The 20,664-nt window shown below is 71.2% G+C and carries 13 protein-coding genes and 1 pseudogene; 6 read left to right on the forward strand and 8 right to left on the reverse strand.

Annotated elements, in window-relative coordinates; genetic code table 11:
- Positions 1 to 107 precede the first annotated feature (107 nt).
- The 6 genes and pseudogenes from ACIQCZ_RS12780 (at position 108) to ACIQCZ_RS12805 (ending at position 9,827) form a co-directional block, all read left to right on the forward strand.
- Positions 108 to 308, forward strand: a complete 201-nt coding sequence (locus tag ACIQCZ_RS12780; RefSeq protein WP_114242806.1) for a hypothetical protein — start codon at positions 108 to 110, stop codon at positions 306 to 308.
- Positions 309 to 377: 69 nt separating this feature from the next.
- On the forward strand, positions 378 to 1,535 hold the full coding sequence (locus ACIQCZ_RS12785; RefSeq protein ID WP_402281889.1) for a methyltransferase: 1,158 nt from the start codon (positions 378 to 380) through the stop codon (positions 1,533 to 1,535).
- 102 nt (positions 1,536 to 1,637) lie between these two features.
- Positions 1,638 to 2,816 (forward strand): acyl-CoA dehydrogenase family protein, encoded by a 1,179-nt coding sequence (locus tag ACIQCZ_RS12790; RefSeq protein WP_402281890.1) that lies wholly within the window; start codon positions 1,638 to 1,640, stop codon positions 2,814 to 2,816.
- 222 nt (positions 2,817 to 3,038) lie between these two features.
- Entirely contained in the window at positions 3,039 to 5,573 is a 2,535-nt protein-coding gene (locus ACIQCZ_RS12795; RefSeq protein WP_402281892.1) for an ATP-dependent Clp protease ATP-binding subunit, read from the forward strand.
- Between the two features lie 410 nt (positions 5,574 to 5,983).
- Entirely contained in the window at positions 5,984 to 8,260 is a 2,277-nt protein-coding gene (locus ACIQCZ_RS12800) for a tetratricopeptide repeat protein (protein ID WP_402282170.1), read from the forward strand.
- Positions 8,261 to 8,282: 22 nt separating this feature from the next.
- Positions 8,283 to 9,827: pseudogene (locus ACIQCZ_RS12805) on the forward strand (phytoene desaturase family protein).
- Positions 9,828 to 9,889: 62 nt separating this feature from the next.
- Here ACIQCZ_RS12805 and ACIQCZ_RS12810 read toward each other — a convergent pair.
- From ACIQCZ_RS12810 to ACIQCZ_RS12845, 8 genes are read right to left on the reverse strand one after another with little or no spacing between them, the layout of a single operon-like run.
- A complete protein-coding gene (locus ACIQCZ_RS12810; RefSeq protein WP_402281893.1) occupies positions 9,890 to 10,864 on the reverse strand; it encodes an acetylxylan esterase in 975 nt (324 codons plus the stop codon).
- Between the two features lie 4 nt (positions 10,865 to 10,868).
- A complete protein-coding gene (locus tag ACIQCZ_RS12815) occupies positions 10,869 to 13,295 on the reverse strand; it encodes a polysaccharide lyase 8 family protein (protein WP_402281894.1) in 2,427 nt (808 codons plus the stop codon).
- Positions 13,296 to 13,305: 10 nt separating this feature from the next.
- Positions 13,306 to 14,457: an SGNH/GDSL hydrolase family protein gene (locus tag ACIQCZ_RS12820; protein ID WP_402281895.1), complete on the reverse strand. Its 1,152-nt coding sequence runs from the start codon at positions 14,455 to 14,457 to the stop codon at positions 13,306 to 13,308.
- Positions 14,454 to 15,533: a DUF1565 domain-containing protein gene (locus ACIQCZ_RS12825; protein WP_402281897.1), complete on the reverse strand. Its 1,080-nt coding sequence runs from the start codon at positions 15,531 to 15,533 to the stop codon at positions 14,454 to 14,456. Before ACIQCZ_RS12825 ends, ACIQCZ_RS12820 begins: the two co-directional genes overlap by 4 nt.
- Positions 15,530 to 16,135: a DUF624 domain-containing protein gene (locus ACIQCZ_RS12830; protein ID WP_402281899.1), complete on the reverse strand. Its 606-nt coding sequence runs from the start codon at positions 16,133 to 16,135 to the stop codon at positions 15,530 to 15,532. The genes ACIQCZ_RS12825 and ACIQCZ_RS12830 overlap by 4 nt, the downstream gene beginning before the upstream one ends.
- A complete protein-coding gene (locus tag ACIQCZ_RS12835) occupies positions 16,132 to 18,114 on the reverse strand; it encodes a hypothetical protein (RefSeq protein WP_402281901.1) in 1,983 nt (660 codons plus the stop codon). The genes ACIQCZ_RS12830 and ACIQCZ_RS12835 overlap by 4 nt, the downstream gene beginning before the upstream one ends.
- Positions 18,115 to 18,117: 3 nt before the next feature.
- Positions 18,118 to 19,908, reverse strand: a complete 1,791-nt coding sequence (locus ACIQCZ_RS12840) for a heparinase II/III family protein (protein WP_402281902.1) — start codon at positions 19,906 to 19,908, stop codon at positions 18,118 to 18,120.
- Positions 19,896 to 20,660 carry an SDR family NAD(P)-dependent oxidoreductase gene (locus tag ACIQCZ_RS12845; RefSeq protein ID WP_402281904.1) on the reverse strand — a complete coding sequence of 255 codons (765 nt, stop codon included), beginning with the start codon at positions 20,658 to 20,660 and terminating at the stop codon, positions 19,896 to 19,898. Before ACIQCZ_RS12845 ends, ACIQCZ_RS12840 begins: the two co-directional genes overlap by 13 nt.
- Positions 20,661 to 20,664: the final 4 nt, after the last annotated feature.

Here is a 20,664-nt window from a genome sequence, read left to right on the forward strand (position 1 = left end):
TGCAGGTCAAGTGACGGGTCCCTGTGCGGCGCCGGGGGCGGGGCGGGGCCCTCGGATGCGGCGGGCCGGACGCGGGGCGAGAATGACCGAAAGGACGAGGAGGCGGCATGAGCGACGAGCCCGAATCCGTATCCGCAGCTCGGGGAGTGACCCCCGACAGCCTCTTGCACACCGGCGGGAGCGACAATCCGTCGGCAGAGGACCTGGTGCTCGCCTCCGGGCGGGACCTCACTCCGAAGAATCTTCAGTGGGCCGAGCGCAGGCTCGCCCGGGAGGGGCGGTCGGCGATCGACAAGGCGCTGCCCTGACGCGTGACCCGGTGACCGGCCCGGGGAGTGTGTGGGCGCTCCCCGCGGCTCGGCTAGCCTGGGTGAACAATGAACCGTTTGACGACGTCAGGGGCCGGGTACGACCTCGCCCGCTTCCCCGAGGACCCGCGCGACCCCTTCCGTGCGTGGGACGCTGCCGATGAGTACCTGCTGCGGCGGCTGGAGGGGACCGAGGAGTCGGATCCGGTCGACCTGACCGGCTCCGTGGTCGTGGTGGGCGACCGCTGGGGTGCCCTGAGCACCGTTCTGGCCGGGCATCGTCCCGTACAGATCACCGACTCCTACCTGGCGCAGCGCGCGACCCTGGCGAACCTGGACCGCAACGGTGCGGCCGCCGATTCGGTACGCCTCCTGTCGGCCAGGGACACGCCGCCGGACCGTGTCGACGTCCTGCTGGTACGCGTACCGAAGTCTCTCGCGCTCCTGGAGGACCAGCTGCACCGGCTCGCGCCGGCCGTCCACGCGGGCACCGTGGTCATCGGCACCGGTATGGTCAAGGAGATCCACACCTCCACCCTCAGGCTCTTCGAGCGGATCATCGGCCCGACCCGCACCTCCCTGGCGGTCAAGAAGGCCCGTCTGATCTTCTGCACTCCGGACCCGGATCTGCCGCGTACGCCCAGCCCCTGGCCGTACCGCTACGACCTGCCCGAAGATGTCGGCCCGGTCTCCGGCCGGACGGTCACCAATCACGCCGGGATCTTCTGCGCCGAGCGCCTGGACATCGGCACCCGCTTCTTCCTCGGTCATCTACCCGAGCGCAGCGGCCCCGACCGGGTCGTCGACCTCGGCTGCGGGAACGGCGTCGTCGGGCTGTCCGCGGCGCTCGCCAACCCCGAAGCGACGGTGACCTTCATCGACGAGTCGTACCAGGCGGTCGCCTCCGCCGAGGAGACCTTCCGGGCCAACACCGGTCCGGACGCCAAGGCCGACTTCGTGGTCGGCGACGGGCTGACGCGGCTGCCGCCCGCCGGCGTCGACCTGGTGCTCAACAATCCGCCGTTCCACTCCCACCAGGCCACCACCGACGCGACGGCCCGCACCATGTTCCACGGGGCGCGCACCGCACTGCGGCCGGGCGGTGAGCTGTGGGTCGTCGGCAACCGGCACCTCGGCTACCACACCCAGCTGCGCCGCATCTTCGGCAACTGCACCACGGTCGCGGGTGACCCGAAGTTCGTCGTGCTGCGCGCAGTCAAGCGCTGACGTCCGCCCGGGGCGTTCTGGCCCTTCCGGATTCTTGCAACACGTTCTACTGTGTGCGCCGCCGCACACGGGCGACGCGAACGCGAGACTCCTGGAGGGGCCGTGCACCTCGAATACACGCCTGAACAGCAGCAGTTGCGCGCCGAGCTGCGTACGTACTTCGCCGGACTGGTCCCCGACAACGCCTACGCGCGCTACGCCGACCCCGCCGCCCAGAAGAACTTCTACCGGGAGACGATCCGACGCCTGGGCACCGACGGCTGGCTCGGCGTGGGCTGGCCCGAGGAGTACGGCGGCCGGGGCCTGTCGCCGATGGAACAGTTCATCTTCTTCGACGAGGCCGCCCAGGCGGGCGTACCGCTGCCGCTGATGGCCCTCAACACCGTCGGTCCCACGATCATGCAGTTCGGCACCGACGAGCAGAAGGCGTACTTCCTCCCGAAGATCCTGTCGGGCGAGATCGACTTCGCGATCGGCTACAGCGAACCCGACGCGGGCACCGACCTCGCCGCGCTCAAGACCCGCGCCGTGCGCGACGGCGACGACTATGTCGTGAACGGGCAGAAGATCTGGACGACCAACGGAGACACCGCCGACTGGGTCTGGCTCGCCGTACGCACCGACGTCGACGCCCCGCCGCACAAGGGCATCACCATGCTGCTCGTCCCGACCACGGACCCCGGCTACTCCTGCACCCTGATCAACACCCTCGCCTCGCACGACACCACCGCCAGCTACTACGAGAACGTCCGTGTCCCCGTCGCCCACCGCGTCGGCGCCGAGAACAAGGGCTGGCGCCTCATCACCAACCAGCTCAACCATGAACGCGTCACCCTCGCCGCCCATGGCACCATGGCCATCCGCGCCCTCCATGACGTCCAGCGCTGGGCGGCGGACACGAAGCTGGCCGACGGCCGCCGCGTCATCGACCTCGGCTGGGTCCGCGCGCTCCTCGCCCGTACCCACACCAGGCTCGACGCCATGAAACTCCTCAACTGGCAGATGGTGTCCGCGGTCCAGAACGGAACCCTCACCCCGCAGGACGCCTCCGCCGTCAAGGTCTACGGCTCGGAGGCACGCCGCGACGCCTATGCCTGGCTGATGCAGGTCGTCGGCTCGGCGGGACCGCTGAAGGAGGGGTCGGCGGGCACCGTGCTCCACGGTGAACTCGAACGCGGCTACAGGTCGGCCGTCATCTTCACCTTCGGCGGCGGAAACAACGAGATCCAGCGGGAGATCATCTCGTGGATCGGGCTGGGGATGCCACGTGTACGGCGGTGAGCGGCTGCGCCGGGCAACAGGCTGAGTCCGGACCGTTCCGTCGTCGACAGACCACACTCCGGTTTCACCGTTGACCGAATGTCTACGCCGTCCCGGTGAGGGACTCCTGTTGAGGACGTCCCGCCCGCCGGGCCGCGCCGACAGCGCGGTGCCATTCCGTTTGCGGAGCGGTGGACATCGAGTTTGAGTGTGAGGGACCCCCCTCGCGCTTCAGGAGCTGACATGTCGATGGCGTTCGGTTCACCTTTCGGTTCGGCCGATCCGTTCAGCGATCTGCTGAATCGATTCTTCGGGATGTCGCCCGGAACGTCGCCCCCAGCCGTGCAGCGCGTACCCATCGGGCGGCTCCTGACCGAGTCGTCGCACGAACTCCTCAACACGGCCGCGCGAAAGGCGGCCGAGGACGGCACGGCCGACCTCGACACGGAGCACCTCTTGTGGGCGGCCACGCAGGTCGATCCCGCACGAAGGCTGCTGTCCCAGGTGGGAGTGGACCCCGGGGCGCTCGCGGACCAGATCGCCGAAGTGCTTCCCCGGGAGTCCGGCACGCCCTCCGCGGAGCCGGGACTCACGCCGGCGGCAAAGCGCACCCTGGCCGCCGCCTACGCCGATTCGCAGGCGGCAGGGGTGTCGTACATCGGCCCCGAGCACATCCTCGGCGCGCTCCTCGGCGACCCCGAATCCGGTGCCGCCCGTTTCCTGCGTGCGGAGGACCTGGACGTCCAGAAGCTCCGCGGCCTGACGGAACAGGCGAACCGCGCGTCGGGCGGTGCTCCCGCTGCCGCGAAGCAGCCGTCCACGACCCTGGACGAGTTCGGCAGGGACCTGACCGAGGAGGCGAAGGCCGGAAAGCTCGATCCGGTGGTGGGCCGGGCGGACGAGATCGAGCAGACCGTCGAAATCCTCTCGCGGCGCTCCAAGAACAACCCCGTGCTCATCGGCGAGCCCGGTGTCGGGAAGACCGCCATCGTGGAGGGACTGGCCCAGCGCATCGTGGCGGGCGAAGTGCCCGACACACTGAAGGACAAGAGGGTCGTCGCCCTGGACCTCTCCGGCATGGTGGCCGGCGCGCAGTACCGCGGACAGTTCGAGGAGCGCCTGAAGAAGGTCATCGAGGACGTCCAGGAGGCGAGCGGCGACATCATCCTCTTCATCGACGAACTGCACACCGTCGTCGGCGCGGGCGCGACCGGTGAGGGCTCCATGGACGCGAGCAACATGCTCAAGCCCGCGCTCGCACGCGGCGAACTGCACGTGGTGGGAGCGACGACGATCGACGAGTACCGCAAGCACGTCGAGAAGGACGCCGCTCTCGAACGTCGCTTCCAACCCGTCCTGATCCCGGAACCGACGGTCGAGGAGACGGTCCAGATCCTCGAAGGGCTGCGGGACGCGTACGAGGCCCACCACCAGGTCCGCTTCGCCGACGGGGCCCTGGCGGCAGCGGCGGAACTCTCCGACCGCTACATCGGCGACCGGTTCCTGCCCGACAAGGCCATCGACCTGATGGACCAGGCGGGCGCCCGTGTGCGACTGCGCAGTGCCGGACGTTCCACCGAGGTCGTCAGCCGCGAGGACCGCCTCGCGAAACTGCGGCGGGAGAAGGACCAGGCGGTCGCCGGCGAGGAGTTCGAGAAGGCCTCCGAACTGAAGCGGCAGATCGCCGAGGTGGAGGGCGAGCTCGCGGGAATCGAGGAGCGCCGGGAAGGCGTCGTCTCGGTCACGGCCGCCGACATCGCCGACATCGTCTCCCGCCGCACGGGGATTCCGGTCTCCCAGCTCACCGCCAGCGAGAAGGAGAGGCTCCTCAGGCTCGAAGAGGAGATGCACGCCAGGATCGTCGGCCAGAACGAGGCGGTCACCGCGGTGTCCGAAGCCGTGCGCCGGAATCGAGCGGGCATGGGGGACCCCAACCGCCCTGTCGGTTCGTTCCTCTTCCTGGGGCCGACAGGCGTCGGCAAGACCGAACTCGCCAAGACCCTCGCCGAGTTGCTGTTCGGCGACGAGAACCGCATGGTCCGGTTCGACATGAGCGAGTTCCAGGAGAAGCACACCGTCGCCCGGCTCGTCGGAGCGCCCCCCGGATACATCGGCTACGAAGAGGCCGGCCAGCTCACCGAGAAGGTTCGGCGCCACCCGTACAGCGTGGTGCTGTTCGACGAGGTGGAGAAGGCACACCCCGACGTCTTCAACACACTGCTCCAGATCCTCGACGACGGTCGTCTCACGGACGGACAGGGCCGCACGGTCGACTTCCGCCACTGCGTCGTCATCATGACGTCCAACATCGGTGCCCATCGCATCCTCGCCCACAAGGGCGACGCGGCCGAGCTCAAGGACGTACTGATGGAGGACCTGCGGGGACGGTTCCTGCCCGAATTCCTCAACCGCATCGACGACATCATCGTCTTCCACAGTCTCACCGAGGAGGACCTGTCGGAGATCGTCGAGCACCTCCTGGGCCGGAGCAAGCAACGTGTCCACGCGCAGGGCATGACGCTGGAGGTCACCGAAGCGGCGAAGAAGCTGCTGGTCGCTCACGGCTACCAGCCGGAATTCGGCGCCCGTCCGCTGCGCCGCACGATCCAGACGGAACTCGACAACCGTGTCGCCTCACTGCTGCTCAGCGGTGAGGCCGGGCCGGGAGACACGATCGTTGCCGATGTGCGGGACAACTCGCTCCACTGCACGGTGCGCCACGACCACTCCGGAGGCAGCGCGGACCGAGAGGAACCGGCGAGCACCGGCGTGGCCTGAGGGCCGTACACGGTGCCGATCCGGGGCTGCAGGTTCGGGGTGCTGGTCCGGGCCGTCCTGAAGAGGACCCTGTCCACCCCGATTCCGTCACCTGACAGATGCAAGGAGACCCGATGCTGTGGGTCGCCCGGGTGCGTTTCAGTCATGCCGCCGTACGCCATGGGCTCTACGGCAGGCCCGTCGGGCCCGTGCACACCGTCGACCACCGCCTGCGCACCACCGGAACGGCGCCGTGTCGCACTCCCTCCCGGCTCCGCCGGCAACTCCCGCCCGGTCACATTCTGAACGCAATGGCCCGGCTCGGTCCCGGCAGCCGCCCCACCCCGTACAAACTGCGAAGCCAGGCCGCCATACTGGACGGGCCGGGGAGGGCAAAGCGGCAGGCGGACCGACGGGGGCGACAGCAGGCGATGGCGGACACCAGGCTGATCCAGAGCCGGTACCGACTGCTCGATCTGATCGGGCGCGGAGGCATGGGCGAGGTGTGGCGCGCCCGCGACGAGTCGCTCGGCCGTCATGTGGCCGTCAAATGCCTCAAGCCGATGGGCCCCCAGCACGACCAGTCCTTCACCCGCGTCCTGCGTGAACGCTTCCGCCGCGAGGCCCGCGTCGCAGCCGCACTGCAGCACCGCGGCGTCACGGTCGTCCATGACTTCGGCGAGTACGAGGGTGTCCTCTATCTGGTGATGGAACTCCTCGACGGCCGAAACCTCAGCCAGCTGCTGGACGACAACAAACAGCATCCGCTGCCGGTCTCCGACATCGTGGACATCGCCGAACAGGTCGCCGACGCCCTCGGCTACACCCACCGGCAGGGCATCGTGCACCGCGACCTCAAACCCGCCAACATCATGCGGCTCACCGACGGAACGGTGAAGATCTGCGACTTCGGCATCGCCAGGCTCGGCCACGACATCGGCTTCACCTCCCGGCTCACCGGTACGGGCATCGCCATGGGCACCCCGCACTACATGTCGCCCGAGCAGATCAGCGGCGGCCATGTGGACCACCGCAGCGACCTCTACTCCCTGGGCTGCGTCCTGTACGAGATCGCCACCGGGGCACCACCGTTCGACCTCGAAGACGCCTGGGCCGTTCTTGTCGGACACCGCGACACCCCGCCCGAGCCACTGCGCACCCACCGCGCGGAACTCCCCGGATTCTTCGACCGCGTGGTCCTGGAACTGCTGGCCAAGGCCCCCGAGGAACGGCCCGTCGACGCGAGCGACCTGCGGCAGCGGATCGCCGTCGGCCGTACCGGCGAGCAGCCGCAACTCCCGTCCACGGGACAGGTGCGGCTCGCGCCGCCCGTACCCGTCACGCGTCCGGGACAGCAGTTGCCGCCCTGGACCCGCGGCATGACCGGCGGACACAAGGCGTCCGGCGCCCACCGCGGACTCGCGCTGCCCGACCATTCCGCGGGTCTCACCGGCGAGTGGACCACCGGCACCGACCTGCGGCGCCGGACCGGAGAACTGCCGGTGCCCGGGGCCGAGCGGCCGACCCCGTCGCCGGAACTCCTCGCCACCCTCGCCAACCGGCACAGCGCGGGCCTGCACCTCGGCCGGCTCGGCCATTGGGAGGAGGCCGGCGAGGTGCACCGCGCGGTCGCCGCCGAACGCGAGTACGCCCTCGGCCCCGACCACCCCGACACGCTCTCCAGCCGGTACGAGGTCGCCTTCACCCTCAGCCGCACCGGGCGGGCCTCCGACGCCCTGCGGGAGTTCGACCGCGTTACCCGGGGCCGTGAACACGTCCTGGGCCCCGACCACCCGGAGACCCTCGCCGCCCGCCAGGAGACGGCGTACGTCCTCGACCGGCTCGGCCGCCATTTCGAAGCCCATCAGGTGTACGCGACCGTCCTCGCCTCCCGGGAACGGTCCATGGGTCCCGACCACCCCGACACCCTGCGCTGCCGCCACAACCTCGCCTTCAACCTCAGCAGGCTCGGCCGCCTGGAGGACTCGTACCGGATGGCCAGGGACGTGGCATCGGCCCGCACCCGACTGCTCGGTGCCGACCACCCCGACACCCTGGTCACGCTCTACGAAGTGGCGTACACCCTCGGCCGACTCGGCCGCTGGACGGAGGCCCTGCAGACCTACCGGGAGGTCGCGCGCGCCCGGTCCCGGTCGCTCGGCGCCGACCACCCCGACACCCTGTCCGCCCGTTACGAGGTCGGCATCAGCCTCGGCCGCCTGGGGCGCAGCGCGGAGGCACTGGAGCTGTACCGCGCGCTCGTCGACGACCGGACCAGGGTGGGCGGTCCTGCCGACCCCGAGACCCTCCGCGCCCGCCACGGCCTCGGCGTCAACCTGGGGCGTCTCGCCCGCTGGGAGGAGGCGCTCGCCGAGGCACGCGACGTGTGCGAGATCCGTGGACGCGTCCTCGGCCCCGACCACCTCGACACCCTCGTCAGCCATCGTGAGGTCGCCGTCGGCCTCGGCTGGCTCGGCCGCTGGGCCGACGCCCTCACCGTCTACCGCCAGGTCGCCGAGGCACGCGAGCGCGTACTCGGCGCCGACCACCCCGACACCCTGGCCGCCCGCAACGACGAGGCGCACTGTCTGGAACAGCTCGGCAGAGGACCGGAGGCCGTCGAGCTGTACCGCCGGGTGGCGGCGCTGCGCCGCGGCCGGGAGGCGTCGCCGCCCGGACCGGACACCACCACCTCTGGTCAGGCGTGATCGTCCCGTGTTACGAAGGGCCATGCCCGCACCCGACAGCTATGACGCAGTGATCGTGGGCGGCGGCCACAACGGTCTGGTCGCCGCCGCCTATCTCGCCCGCGCCGGACAATCCGTCCTGGTCCTGGAACGCCTGGACACCACGGGAGGAGCGGCCGTCTCCACCCGCCCCTTCGACGGGGTCGACGCACGTCTGTCGCGCTACTCGTACCTGGTGTCCCTGCTGCCACGGAAGATCGTCCGCGATCTCGGCCTGGACTTCGCCGTACGGAAGCGGACCGTCTCCTCCTACACCCCGACCGTGCGCGGCGGCCGTGCCACCGGACTGCTCGTCGGCGGGGACCGCACCCGGGACTCCTTCGCCGCTCTCACCGGATCGGACCGGGAGTAGGAGGCCTGGCGGCGTTTCTACGGCATGACGCGGCGCGTCGCCGAACGGGCCTTCCCGACGCTCACCGAACCCCTGCCCACCCGCGACGCTCTGCGCGAGCGGATCGGCGACCAGGAAGCCTGGCGCACCCTCTTCGAGGAGCCCATCGGCGTCGCCGTCGAGGAGAACTTCCACGACGACCTCGTACGCGGAGTCGTGCTGACCGACGCCCTGATCGGTACCTTCGCCGACGCACACGACCCGTCCCTGCTCCAGAACCGCTGCTTCCTCTACCACGTCATCGGCGGTGGCACCGGCGACTGGGACGTCCCGGTCGGCGGCATGGGCGCACTCACCGACGCCCTCGCACGGGCCGCCCGCGAGGCCGGGGCAGAGATCCGCGTACGGCACGAGGCGACCCGTATCGAAACCGACGGAACACGGGCCGAGATCACCGTCCGCTCACCCGGGGCGGAACATGTCGTCGCGGCACGCCGGGTCCTCGTCAACGCCTCCCCGCAAGCGCTCGCCGCTCTCCTCGGCGACGAGCCGCCCACCCCGGCCGAGGGCGCGCAGCTGAAGGTGAACATGCTGCTCACCCGGCTGCCCAGACTGCGTGACCGCTCCGTCGACCCGCGCGAGGCCTTCGCCGGGACGTTCCACATCGCCGAGGGGTACGGGCAGCTCGCCGACGCCTACCGGGACGCGTCGGCGGGCCGGCTGCCGGCCGCCCCGCCGTCCGAGATCTACTGCCACTCACTGACCGACCCGTCGATCCTCGGACCCGACCTCGCCGCGCGCGGCTACCAGACCCTCACCCTCTTCGGTCTGCACACCCCTGCCCGGCTCTTCGCCGCCGACAACGCGGCGACACGCGCCGAGCTGCTGACGGCCACGCTCGCCGAACTCGACGCGCATCTGGACGAGCCGGTCACCGACTGCCTGGCACGCGACGAGAACGGTGGGCCCTGCATCGAGGCGAAGACGCCGCTCGACCTCGAACACGACCTGCGGCTGCCCGGCGGCCACATCTTCCACCGGGACCTCGCGTTCCCGTACGCCACCGGATCCACCGGGCGGTGGGGGGTGGAGACCGCGCACGCCAACGTGTTGCTCTGCGGGGCGGGTGCGGTCCGCGGCGGCGGGGTCAGCGGGGTCCCCGGCCACAACGCCGCGATGGCGGCGCTGGGCCGGTGACCTTCATCGCTGGTGCGGTGGCCGGAAGGGCTGCTTCGCGGCAAGCCTTTCCGGCCACAGCACTACAGGCCGAAGACGCCTCTCAATGCGTCGCGCTTGCGCGGCAGGTCGTACTCCGCGCCGCCCTCGTGCCCGTTGTACGTGAACACCTCGATCTCGGCCGGACCCGCGTAGCGGTGATACGCGGCGAACACCGTGGACGAGGGGCAGATCCGGTCCATCAGACCGACCGAGAACCACGCCGGGGCGGTCGCCCGTGCCGCGAAGTTGACCCCGTCGAAGTAGGACAGGGTCTCCATCGCCTCGTCGATCCGGAAGCGGTGCCCGGACAGCCAGCGGGCGATCTCCGCATACGGTCCGGCATCGGTGATCCGCGAGGCACGCCGGTAGTGGCAGAGGAACGGCACATCGGCGAGCGCCGCCGCGATGTCGTCCCGCAGCCCGGCGACTGCCAGCGCCAGCCCGCCGCCCTGGCTGCCCCCGAGCACCGCGACCCGGGACGCGTCCACCGCCTCGTGAGCCTTCACGGCGTCCACCGCCCGCACGGCGTCCGTGATCAGCCGCCGGTAGTAGTGGCGGTACGGGTCCTCGATGCCGCGGGTCAGGAAGCCGGGGGAGGACGAGCCGTGCCCGTCCGGGTCGATGTCCGGGGTGTCCGCGGTGTTCTTGCCACCGCCGCCCTGGCCCCGGTTGTCCATCACCAGGTGCGCGTACCCCAGTGCGCTCCAGGTCAGCCAGGAGTACGGGATGCCCCGGCCGCCGTTGTACCCGATGTACTGCACCACGGCGGGCAGCGGGCCCGAGCGCGCCTCGGGCAGCAGCAGCCAGGCCTTCACCGGCTGTCCTCCCCAGCCCCGGAAGGTCACGTCGAACACATCGACCGTCGCGAATCCGGCGTCGTACGGGGCGAACTCGGCGTCCAGCGGGTGGCGGGCCGTCTCGGTGAGGGTCTTCTCCCAGAAGGCGTCGAAGTCGGCCGGCTCCTCCGGTTCCGGCCGGTACGCGCGCAGCCGGTCCAGATCCATGTCGAACAGCAAGGGTCTAGCTCCTCTTCAGGGTGAGGTTGCGGGTGGCGCCGTGGCTTCCGGCGGTGTCGGCGGTGATCCTGATGCCGTCGGTGGTGGGGGCGACGCGCACGCCCGGGTCGGCCCGGACGACGGTCAGACCGCGCTGTGCCAGGTCCAGGACCACCGATGAGCGCAGTTGCGTCGGGTCCGACAGCGACACCTCCACCGTCTTTCCGTCCGGTCGTACGAGCACCGAGGCGGGGCCGTCCGACGTCAGGTCCTGCGCCGTGCCCGCGGTCCAGAAGTTCGCGGCGACCAGTCCGTCCGCGCAGCGGCGTACCGCATGCACGGCGGTGGAGCGTGCGATCGGCTTGACCGGGGGCGCGGACGACCACTGCTTCGTACGCTCGGCGGAGGCCGCCGGGGCCTGCAGCCAGAAGTAGCCGGCCCCGCTCGGTGCGGCGCCGTGGTCCTGCCACAGCGTCAGATAAGGCCGGGTGACCGGGGTGTCCGTGCCGTACTTGAGGTTGATCTCGCGCCAGGTGGCGGTGCGGTCCTCGCGCAGACCGTGCAGCGTGGCGGGCTCGGGGAAGACGTAGCCGCCGGTGCCGGCGACATGCAGCCACCGCACCTGGTCGAGCCGGTCCGACCAGCCGGTGTCCGTGGGCGCGGCCGTGCCGTTGACGAGGAGGGCCGCCCTCGGGTCGCGGAGCTTGCGGTTCTCCACGACCGTCTCTGCCGTGCCCGCGTCCGAGGTGATGCCCGAGCCGACGCACGCGATCACGTCGTCCAGGCAGAACCAGCTCTTCAGCCCGTGCAGCGTACTGCCGTACGCGCGCAGTTCCATGCCGTACGCCCCGAGCGTCGTGCCCGGCAGCGTGGTGCCGCCGGCCCAGTCGGCCGTGCTGGTGGTGCGCTGACCCGCCGCGTCCGCGGGCCGTCCGGCGATGACGGTGGTGCCGGGCAGCCGGGTCGGGTCGACGGTCGGCCAGTAGTCCTCGCTGTAGTGCCCGAGGTCGTCGGTGTAGAGGAGGACCATGCCGTCGGAGAGGTGCCAGGCATGCAGGTTCTCGTTCTGGATCGACTCGTAGTTGTAGATCCGGGACGAGTACGCGGAGATGCCGAGTGCGAAGGACGGCCGGTGGTGGGCGGCCTTGTCCATCCGGGGATGCTGCTTGTGCGTCACCAGCGGGCCGCGTGCCGGGACGGGGGAGGCGATGACCCGCTGGGCGGCGACGAGCGAGGCGAGGTCGGTGACGGCGAGGAAGTCCCGGTAGGTGTCCTCGGCGATCCACTGTTTGACCAGGGCGGTGAACCGGTCGGCCGTCTCGCCGGGGAAGCTCGGGATCAGCCGTACCACCGCCTCGATGACGGTCTGCGCCGAGACGTGCCCCTGTTTGCTGGGGCGGGCTATCTCGCGCCCGCACACCGACGCCATCACGTCGCCGCGGGCCAGCAGCGGGTCGAAACCGTCGTCGACCCAGGAACGGACGTTGTCGAGATCGGGGTCGGTGACCGTCCATGCCGTACCGGCGAGGAGGTTCAGCAGCCGGGACAGGTTGTTCAGCAGCTCCTTGCCGTATCCGCCGTTGTACGGGTGCTGGTAGTGCTGGAGGAACGATCCGTCGGAGTAGAAGCCCTCGCCGGTGCCCTCCGCCGCCGTACTGACGTCGTTGAAGGCGAGGACGCTGTTGGCACCCGAACCCTCGACGTCCGAAAGAGCGTCACGGACGCGTGCCAGATCGTCGCCGTTGCCGGTGAGGACGGCGTTGACGGCGACGACGGTGGAGATCCACACCCGGTTGGCGCCGGTGGCGATCTGCCGGTCGGCCCGCCAGAGGTTCGGGTCGGGCGTGTAGTGCCGTACGGCCGTGGTGATCCGGCCCAGCCGCTCCGGCCCGAGCACGTCGTACAGCAGCACGGCTGCGTCGTTGAGGGCGAGCGCGGAGCCGATCTCCCAGTCCCAGTCGTTGTCGAACCGGGTGTGGCCGGGACCGTAGCGATTCGTCAGCATCCAGTCGAGGCCGGCCGACAGCAGATCGCGCAGTGTGGTGTCCCCGTACTGAGGCGTGCCGGGCACGGCCCACGCGGTCGCGACGGTGGCGAGCCGCTTGAACGATGTCGTGACGTGGTTCGAGAGCGTGGTGCTGGTCAGATCGGGGAACAGCCCGTCGGTACGCGTCGGGTCGAGGCCCTTCGCCGAGGTGGTGGCGGCCTTGCCGATCCTGGCCACGGCCGCGGCGATCCGTGGGTCCGTCAGGTCGAGCCCGGGGCCGCCGGTGAGCAGGGTGTGCCAGCGGGTGCGCAGGGCGGCGGCGTCATCGACGGCGGTGTCGCCGGCAGCCGCGTGCGCGGTGGCCGCGGCGAGTGTGAACGGCAGGGCGGCGGAAGCGCCGAGCGCCGCCGCCCCGGCGAGAACGGTGCGCCGGGTGGTTCCCGGAGTGTCGGTGCCTGGGTTCATGATGCGGCCCTCACAGAAGGTGTCGATGGTCCACGGCCGCGGCCAACGCGGCATGACCGGCGGGGTTGGGATGCAGTCCGTCGCCGCTGTCGTACGACGGCAGCATCCGGGACGGACGGTCCGGGTCGCGCAGTGCCGCGTCGAAGTCGGCCACGGCGTCGAAGACCCGCCCGGTCCGCAGCGCCGCGTTGATCTGCTGTCGTACCGCTTCCAGTTCCGGTGTCCAGCGGGTCCAGCCCTCGAACGGCGTGACGGTCGCGCCGACCGCCCGCAGTCCGGCGTTGCGGGCGCGCAGCACCAGTTGCCGGTATCCGGCCAGCACGCGCGCCGGGTCGGTCTGGCTCGGCGGCTGCTGGAGGTCGTTGACGCCGAGATGGACGAGTACGGTCCGCAGCCCGGGAAGGGACAGCACGTCGCGGTCGAAGCGCGCCTGCCCGCTGGGCCCGAACCGGGCGTCGTCCAGCAGGATCCGATTGCCGCTGATGCCGAGATTGGCGACGGCCGAACCGGGAAGGCGCCTGGCCAGTTGGTCGGGCCAGCGCAGATCGGCGTCGTCCGGTGTGCCGACGCCCTCCGTTATGGAGTCGCCCAGCACCGCGACCACCGGCCCGTACGCGCCCGTCACCTCGACTCCCGTCAGCAGGAACACCGAGGTGGTGCGCACGCCGTCGACGGTGTGCGAGGCGTGGGTGTTGCGGTGGAAGGACAGCGGCCCGGTGGGGCCGGGGAGCCGCGTCTCCACCGTCAGCCGTGCCGCCTCGAAGGCGCGCAGGCCGGCCACCGGGTCGCTGGTCAGCGAGGCGCCCGCGGCGATCCACGCGTGCGCTCGCCCGCCGAACGTCACCGGCCGGCCGCCCGCCGTCACAGGGCCGATCAGGACCGGAACCGTACCGAAGGCGTGCCCGTAGCGCAGCCGGACCGCGCCGCCCGCCGACAGCCGTACGCCGGCGGTGAACGTGCCGTCGGTCAGACCGGCGCTCGCCACCGTGTCGGTGGCGGTCGGCGCGGTCTGCGCGGTCGCCCAGGACGTCGTCCAGCGCGGCCGGCGCGTGCCACTGTTCGACGCCTCGGCGGCCTGCGCCCCCGGCGCCGTCGCGGCGACCGCCGCCAGCCCGGCCGCCGCTGTCAGTACCCCGCGTCTCGCGGGTCCCCGGCCGCTCACTCGGGGCACGCACCGGTCGGCGTGTACTCGCTGCCGTAGGTGCCGACCGCGTCGCCACCGGTGTTGCCGCTCATCGTGTTGGTGCACACCGGACCCTGCGGGGTGCGCATGAACTTGATGCCGCCGCCCCCGTTACCGGTGATGGTGTTGCCGTAGACACTGGTGTCGATGCCGTCGGTCGCGGTGTCGCCGCCGAGCCTGATGCCCGCGCCGACGTTGTCGTGAACGGTGTTGTAGCGGAAGATGTTGCCGCTGCCGCGTGCGTCCAGCCCACCGGAGCTGGAGTCCTTCTGACCGCTGCAGTCGTTGTACTCGATGTAGTTGTTGGTCGAGTTCTCCTTCACATCGACGCACTCATTGCCCTGGGTGGCGATGGTGTTGTGGTGGATGCGGTTGTTCTTGCTGATGTCGGGGGCCGCGTCCGGGGCGCCGTTCGCCCCCTGCTGCTCGGGGGCCGTGCCGAGGTAGATGCCCTCGCCGTTCTTGCCGCCGCCGCCGAACTTGAAGTCGTTGACCCCGCAGTCGGTGATCGTGTTGTCGGAGATGTCGGCGCCGGTCACCAGATAGCGCACCCGCAGGCATTCGTCGGCGGCGTTCTTCAGCGTCATTCCGGTGATCCGCAGACCGCCCACACCATTGCCGGGAGTTGTGCTCATGACATAGATGAGCTTGAGGCGGTACCCCGACACATCGGTGGACGACCCGTGCAGCCCGTCCACGGTGAAACCGCTGAGCGTCGTCGAGTCGTGCCGCACCTGAATGATCCGGGCGTCGCCGGCCCCCTTGACCACGGCGTTCGACGGTCCGGTGACGGTGACTCCGGCGCGCTTGGTCACGACATCCTGCTTGTACGTGCCGGCGGCGAGGTTCACGACCGAGCCCGCCGGAGCCAGGTCGACCGCTTTCTGGATCGTGGCGAGCGGCGCGCTCGCCGACGTACCGGCGTTGGAGTCGCTGCCGGACGGCGACACGTAGTACGCGGTGGCGGCCTCGGCGGCCCCGGACACCGGGGGGAAGGCCAGTGGGGCGCCGACGGCGAGCGCGGCGACGAGAGTGGTGCGCAGTACACGGCTCATGGGGTGTGCCTCCTGGGGTCTGCGAAGGACAGAGCGAGCAGTACGGGGACGCTGGGACCGAGGAGCACGGGACCCAGCGGCACGACGAGAGAGAGCAGCGCGGCGGAGACCACCGCGCCGAGCAGTGCGGTGCCACGGGCCGCGGACCCGAAGCCGAGGGCCAGCGCGCCGCGCGACCAGGTGCGCGCCGTCCCGTGCGGCGACCGGCCCGCCTCGGCCGCGAGCGCCACATGATGGATGACCAGAGCGGCCGCGATACCCACCTGTGCGGCGAGCAGCACGAACGTCCACGGCTCCGAACGGCCCAGCAGATGGACGATATTGGCGATCAGGACGACCCCCGCCGCGGTGGACGCCAGGCAGTGCCGCCACAGGGCCCGCCAGTACTGCGGGAAGGCGCCGAACGCGTTGGTGAAGCAACGGCTGTCACCCTCCGCCCGCCACCGCTGCAGGGCGTGCCCCATCGCGGCGAGCGCGGGCAGCCAGGTCACGACACCGAGCGACAGCACGGTGAACGCGGCCCCGGCGGCGGCCGGGTAGGCCACGAACTCCAGGCGTCGCAGCAGCGTCGGCCAACCGGACGAGAGGGTTGCCTGCATCATCGGCCGACCTTTCCTGTGTACGGCTCCGGGACATCGAGCAGCACGCGGCCGCCCAGCTCCAGCCGGGTGGCCGCCACCACATACGGGCCGTCGCCGCCGAGCAGCACCGCCGCCGCGTCGGCCGAGACGGCGGCGGTGCGGATGCGACGGGCGACGGGGGAGAGGAGCACGGTCTCCTCGTCGAAGGCCACGCCCTGGCCCTGCGCACACACGATCCGTTCCGCCAGGGCGGGTTCGGCGCCCGGGACGATCGCCGTGAGGAAGAGACCGTGCGCGGACCGCGCGGTCGTCGCACGCAGTGTGTGCAGCGTGCGGGTGAGGCGCAGCTCCGGCGTGCTGGACGTCGGATTGGCCTCGACCTCCGTGACCTCGGAGACGACCGAGGCGTCGAGCGGCGCGAACCGCCGCACCAGAGCCGAGGCCGCCCCGGACCGGATCAGCCGGCTGCCGTCCGGCTGCGGCTCGGTCGGCCGGTCGGTCTGGAGCAGAAACGTCCACTCCCGTTCCGTGTCCGCCTCCGCCAGGTCCAGCAGGACGAGCCGACCCGACGGCGTGAACACCAGCGTCCGGTCCAGCCGCCGCACCCCGAGCCCGGGGTCGTACATCGCGGCGATCTCCGCCGTGGCATGCGCCCAGCCGCAGTCGGGGGCGGCGAGCACATCTCGCTGCCGGGCCTGCCGCTCGTACGGGATGTCCTTGTAGACGTGGTAGCGGTCCTCGTCCGCGTACCCCTGTCCGTCCACCAGCAGCAGATTGTGATGCGCGGCGCGCTTGCGGTTGCTGTAGCCCTCGTCGACCGCGAGGAAAGCACCCTGCGAGACGAGGACGAACGAGCCCGAATCGGGGTGATGATGCCCCTGGTCGAGGGTTTCCCAGCCGCGCTCGGCCCGATGCTTCGCCGATGTCTCCCACGCCTTGTGACCGCCGCCGGGGCTCGCCTTGAACGAGACGAGCGTGGCGTCGTCGTCCCATCCGGTACGGGCCGCCAGCAGTCCGAGATCCGGGAAGAACGCCCTGGTCTCCGTGGGGCGGGCACGCGGCACGGACGGGTCGTACCAGAGGTGTTCGAGATACGCCTCCGGCAGGATCCCCGGCCGCACCCCGCTCTCCGCGGCCTCCTGCCACAGCAGTTCACCCGAGGCGAGATCACCCATCCACTGGGCTTCCGGGATGCCGTACTGGGAGGCGAGACGGTAGTACAGGGCGGCACTGTGCCCGCTGCGCCGGTCGTGGCAGTCGCCGTGGTCGACGTTGAACGCGAAGCCGGGCGCCATCTGGTGCAACCGGTAGCGGAACGTGCGGGAGAGGAAGCCGCCCCGCCCCCACCAGTCGATGCCCTCCGCCTCCTGGAGGAGATCCAGATGGATGGCGAGGAAGGGCACTCCGTAGCGCCAGTACACGACACCCTCGGCGTGCGAACCGTCCTCGGGCATCAGGTCGAGGACCGTGCCGAGGTTGTCCTTGGCGCGCTCGGTCCACTCCTCCTTGTCCAGCACGTAGCCGGCCGTGGCCAGGCCCGCGTAACAGATCCAGTTGTGGTTCTGCCAGTACGAGGACGACCACCAGCCGCCCTCGCTCGCCACCGCGTACTCGTACATCCGCCGCCCCTGGAGCAGCAGCTTGTACCGCAGCAGCGCCCGCGCCCCGTCCGGGAGGGCGTCGCCGATCCACCGGTAGGCGAGCGACAGATGGTGCAGCAGCCAGCCCGCGTCCAGGTCGTGGTCCGGCATATGGGCCTTGCCCCAGTGCGGCAGCCGCACCGCGGCCTCGATCCAGCGCCGGCTCTCCGCCAGATGGGCCGGGTCCCCGCCGACCCGGTGGGCCAGCGCCGGGTTGGAGGCGGCGGGGCCCAGCCAGGTGATGCTGGCCAGGGGGTGCGTGCGGGGCGGGGTCAGCCCGCGGTGGCGGGCGGCCTCCTCGTACAGCCGCGCCTGCTGTGCGGGGCGCGGCCCGGGCGGCGGGGTCGCCGAGAGCAACAAGGGTCAGTCCTCCGTCCGGAATCGTGCGGCGCCGCCGTCGGCCAGCGTGACCGTCAGTACTCCGTCACCGTCCAGCTGTACGTCGGTCACGGCGGGGCCCGCCGAGGCCGCCTGGTACACCGAGGCGAAGGTGATCCGGTCCGACTGCGCGGTGAAGTCGACCCGGGTGCGCACGCGCTGCGGATCGTCGGCCGGACCGGGGCCGGGCCGGGCGACCGGGCGCACGGTCCGCCCCGGCGTGTGGGTGTGCCAGCCGTGCAGGGTCTCGTCGCCGTACCAGGTGGTGCGCACCGGGCCCGTGCCCTGGAGCTGGATGTCCAGCGCGACGCCGGGACGCAACTGCGCGGTGACGTGCCGTTCGTCCTCGGCCGTCACGGTCAGCAGATCGACCAGATAGCCGTCGCCGAGCGCGACCCGCCGTACCGCACGCACACCCTCGTACGCCGTGGTCACCCCGGCGGTGACGGACGAACCGTCCGATCCGAGCAACTGACCGGTGCACTCGGCCTGTTCGGCGCCGTCCACCTGGAAGGCGGGGTGCGCCTCGGTCGACGCGTACAGATCACGGAACTCGGCGTGCGCGTAGGGAACTTGACCGGGGTCGGGCTGCCACGGGGTCGTGTCCCCGTACAGATACAGCGACAGTTTGTCGCGGTGCCCGTGCGACCCGCCGTGCGGACCGAAGTCCAGCAGTGCGTGGACGCCCGCGTGGCGCAGCACCGCGTATCCGGCCGTGGGGAAAACGGTGACCGGGCCGGGTGCCGGACGCCTCGGCAGCGGTGGGCCGGCGAACCAGCCGCCCAGTTCGCGGTCGAGCCCGTCGTCGTGCGCGCCGAGCTCGTCGCGAGCCCGCCCGGCCACCGCGTCCAGGGCCGGAGAAGGCACCAACTGCTGCGCCAGTGCCACCAGTTCCAGCCACTCCAGAGCGAGCGGAGCGCGCAGATACGGGCCGTCGTGCAGCGCGGGCAGAATGCCGCCCGGCGTCGCGATCGCGGCCAGTACGTCGGTCATCCCGGCCAGTACGTCCACCACATCGGACGGCACGGCCGCGGGGTCCGTGCCGCGCAGCGCGAGCAGGGCGGCGCGCAGCACGAACCCGTGGTAATAGGTGCTGCCCTCCCACTCCCAGCCGTCGTCGGCGACGGCCACCCGCAGATGCGCGTACAGCCCGTGCCCGCCGTCCAGCCAGCGCTCGGCGCCGTCCCACTCCAGGCCGCGGACCGCGGCGGCGCCCCGGCTCGCCGCCACTCCGGCGGCGTTGAGCCACGCGGTGTAGTTGGACGCGAGATGCCCCTGACCGGTCAGTACGTCCCGGGCGTCGAGCGCCGCCCGCTCCAGGTCGTCCAGGAGCGGCAGCACCGCTGAGAGGTGCTCCGTGGGCTCCTCGGCGAGTGTGATCACGGTGTGCCCGATGGTGACGGCCCAGATGGCGTCGGTCAGCGCCTGGTGGAAGAGGCGGCCGCGCAGCATCCAGGACTGCGCCTCGCCATGCCGTTCCGTGGCCAGCTCCGCGTACAGACCGGCGTACTCGACGAGCCGCTCCACCGCCTGGGCGCGCTCGCCCCGGTGGGCGAGGACCCTCAGGTGCCGCGCCCACGCCTGGTGCGACAGCACCAGCCAGGCACCGCGCACCGCCTCGTCGTCCACCCGGCAGCCGTACGCGCAGCGCGCACCGCCGGCCGGGAACACCCCGGCGAGCAGATCACCGTGGTCGAGCTCCACACCGTGCGCCGGGCAGACGAACGCGTGCCACCAGCCGCCCCGCTCCCGGGGGATCCGCCTCAACGCGGCCACACGCCACCGTCGATGTCCACCGTGGTGGCGGTGAGGAAGCCGGACGACGGCGAGGCCAGATGCACGACCGCCGCGGCGACGTCCTCGGGTGTGCCGGCACGGCCGACCGGGATGCCCGCCTCCATCGCCTGCTGCGCCTCGGGCGCCGTGAACGTGTCGTGGAACGCGGTGCCCTTGATGAAGCCGGGCGCCACGGTGTTGACCGTGATGCCGGTGGGGCCGAGCTCCTTGGCCAGGCCCTTGGTGAAGCCGCGGACACCCGCCTTGGCAGCCGCGTAGGCGACCGAACCGGGGCCGCCGCCGTTGTGCGCGGCCAGCGAGGACATGGTGATGATGCGCCCGGCCGACGACTTCGTCAGATGCGGCAGAGCGGCCCGTACGGTACGGAAGGCCGACGTCAGATTGGTGGAGAGCACCTGCTCGAAGTGGTCGTCGGACATCTCGGCGATCGTCGCCCGCCCGATCAGATGTCCCGCGTTGCAGACCAGGACGTCCAGACCGCCGAGGAAGCCGGTCGCCTCCTCGACGAGCCGGTCCACATCGCCGGTCACGGTGACATCGGCCCTGAACGCCTTCGCCCGGCGGCCCAGCGCCTCGATGGCGGAGACCGTCTGCCCGGCCTCGTCGGCGGAGGAGTGGTAGTGGACGGCGACATCGGCACCGGCCTCGGCGAGGGCGACGGCGATGGCGCGGCCGATTCCGTGACCGGCCCCGGTCACCAGCGCGCGGGAGCCGTTGAGATCAGCAGACATGAAG

The sequence above is a fragment of the Streptomyces sp. NPDC093149 genome, assembly GCF_044754145.1.
In the GTDB taxonomy this organism is placed as follows: domain Bacteria; phylum Actinomycetota; class Actinomycetes; order Streptomycetales; family Streptomycetaceae; genus Streptomyces.

Bases quoted from the DNA above. Each gene is read 5' to 3' on its own strand.
- ACIQCZ_RS12780 (WP_114242806.1), top strand. From the start codon at position 108: ATGAGCGACGAGCCCGAATCCGTATCCGCAGCTCGGGGAGTGACCCCC.
- ACIQCZ_RS12785 (WP_402281889.1), top strand. From the start codon at position 378: ATGAACCGTTTGACGACGTCAGGGGCCGGGTACGACCTCGCCCGCTTC.
- ACIQCZ_RS12795 (WP_402281892.1), top strand. From the start codon at position 3,039: ATGTCGATGGCGTTCGGTTCACCTTTCGGTTCGGCCGATCCGTTCAGC.
- ACIQCZ_RS12800 (WP_402282170.1), top strand. From the start codon at position 5,984: ATGGCGGACACCAGGCTGATCCAGAGCCGGTACCGACTGCTCGATCTG.
- ACIQCZ_RS12815 (WP_402281894.1), bottom strand. From the start codon at position 13,295: ATGAACCCAGGCACCGACACTCCGGGAACCACCCGGCGCACCGTTCTC.
- ACIQCZ_RS12825 (WP_402281897.1), bottom strand. From the start codon at position 15,533: ATGAGCCGTGTACTGCGCACCACTCTCGTCGCCGCGCTCGCCGTCGGC.
- ACIQCZ_RS12830 (WP_402281899.1), bottom strand. From the start codon at position 16,135: ATGATGCAGGCAACCCTCTCGTCCGGTTGGCCGACGCTGCTGCGACGC.
- ACIQCZ_RS12845 (WP_402281904.1), bottom strand. From the start codon at position 20,660: ATGTCTGCTGATCTCAACGGCTCCCGCGCGCTGGTGACCGGGGCCGGT.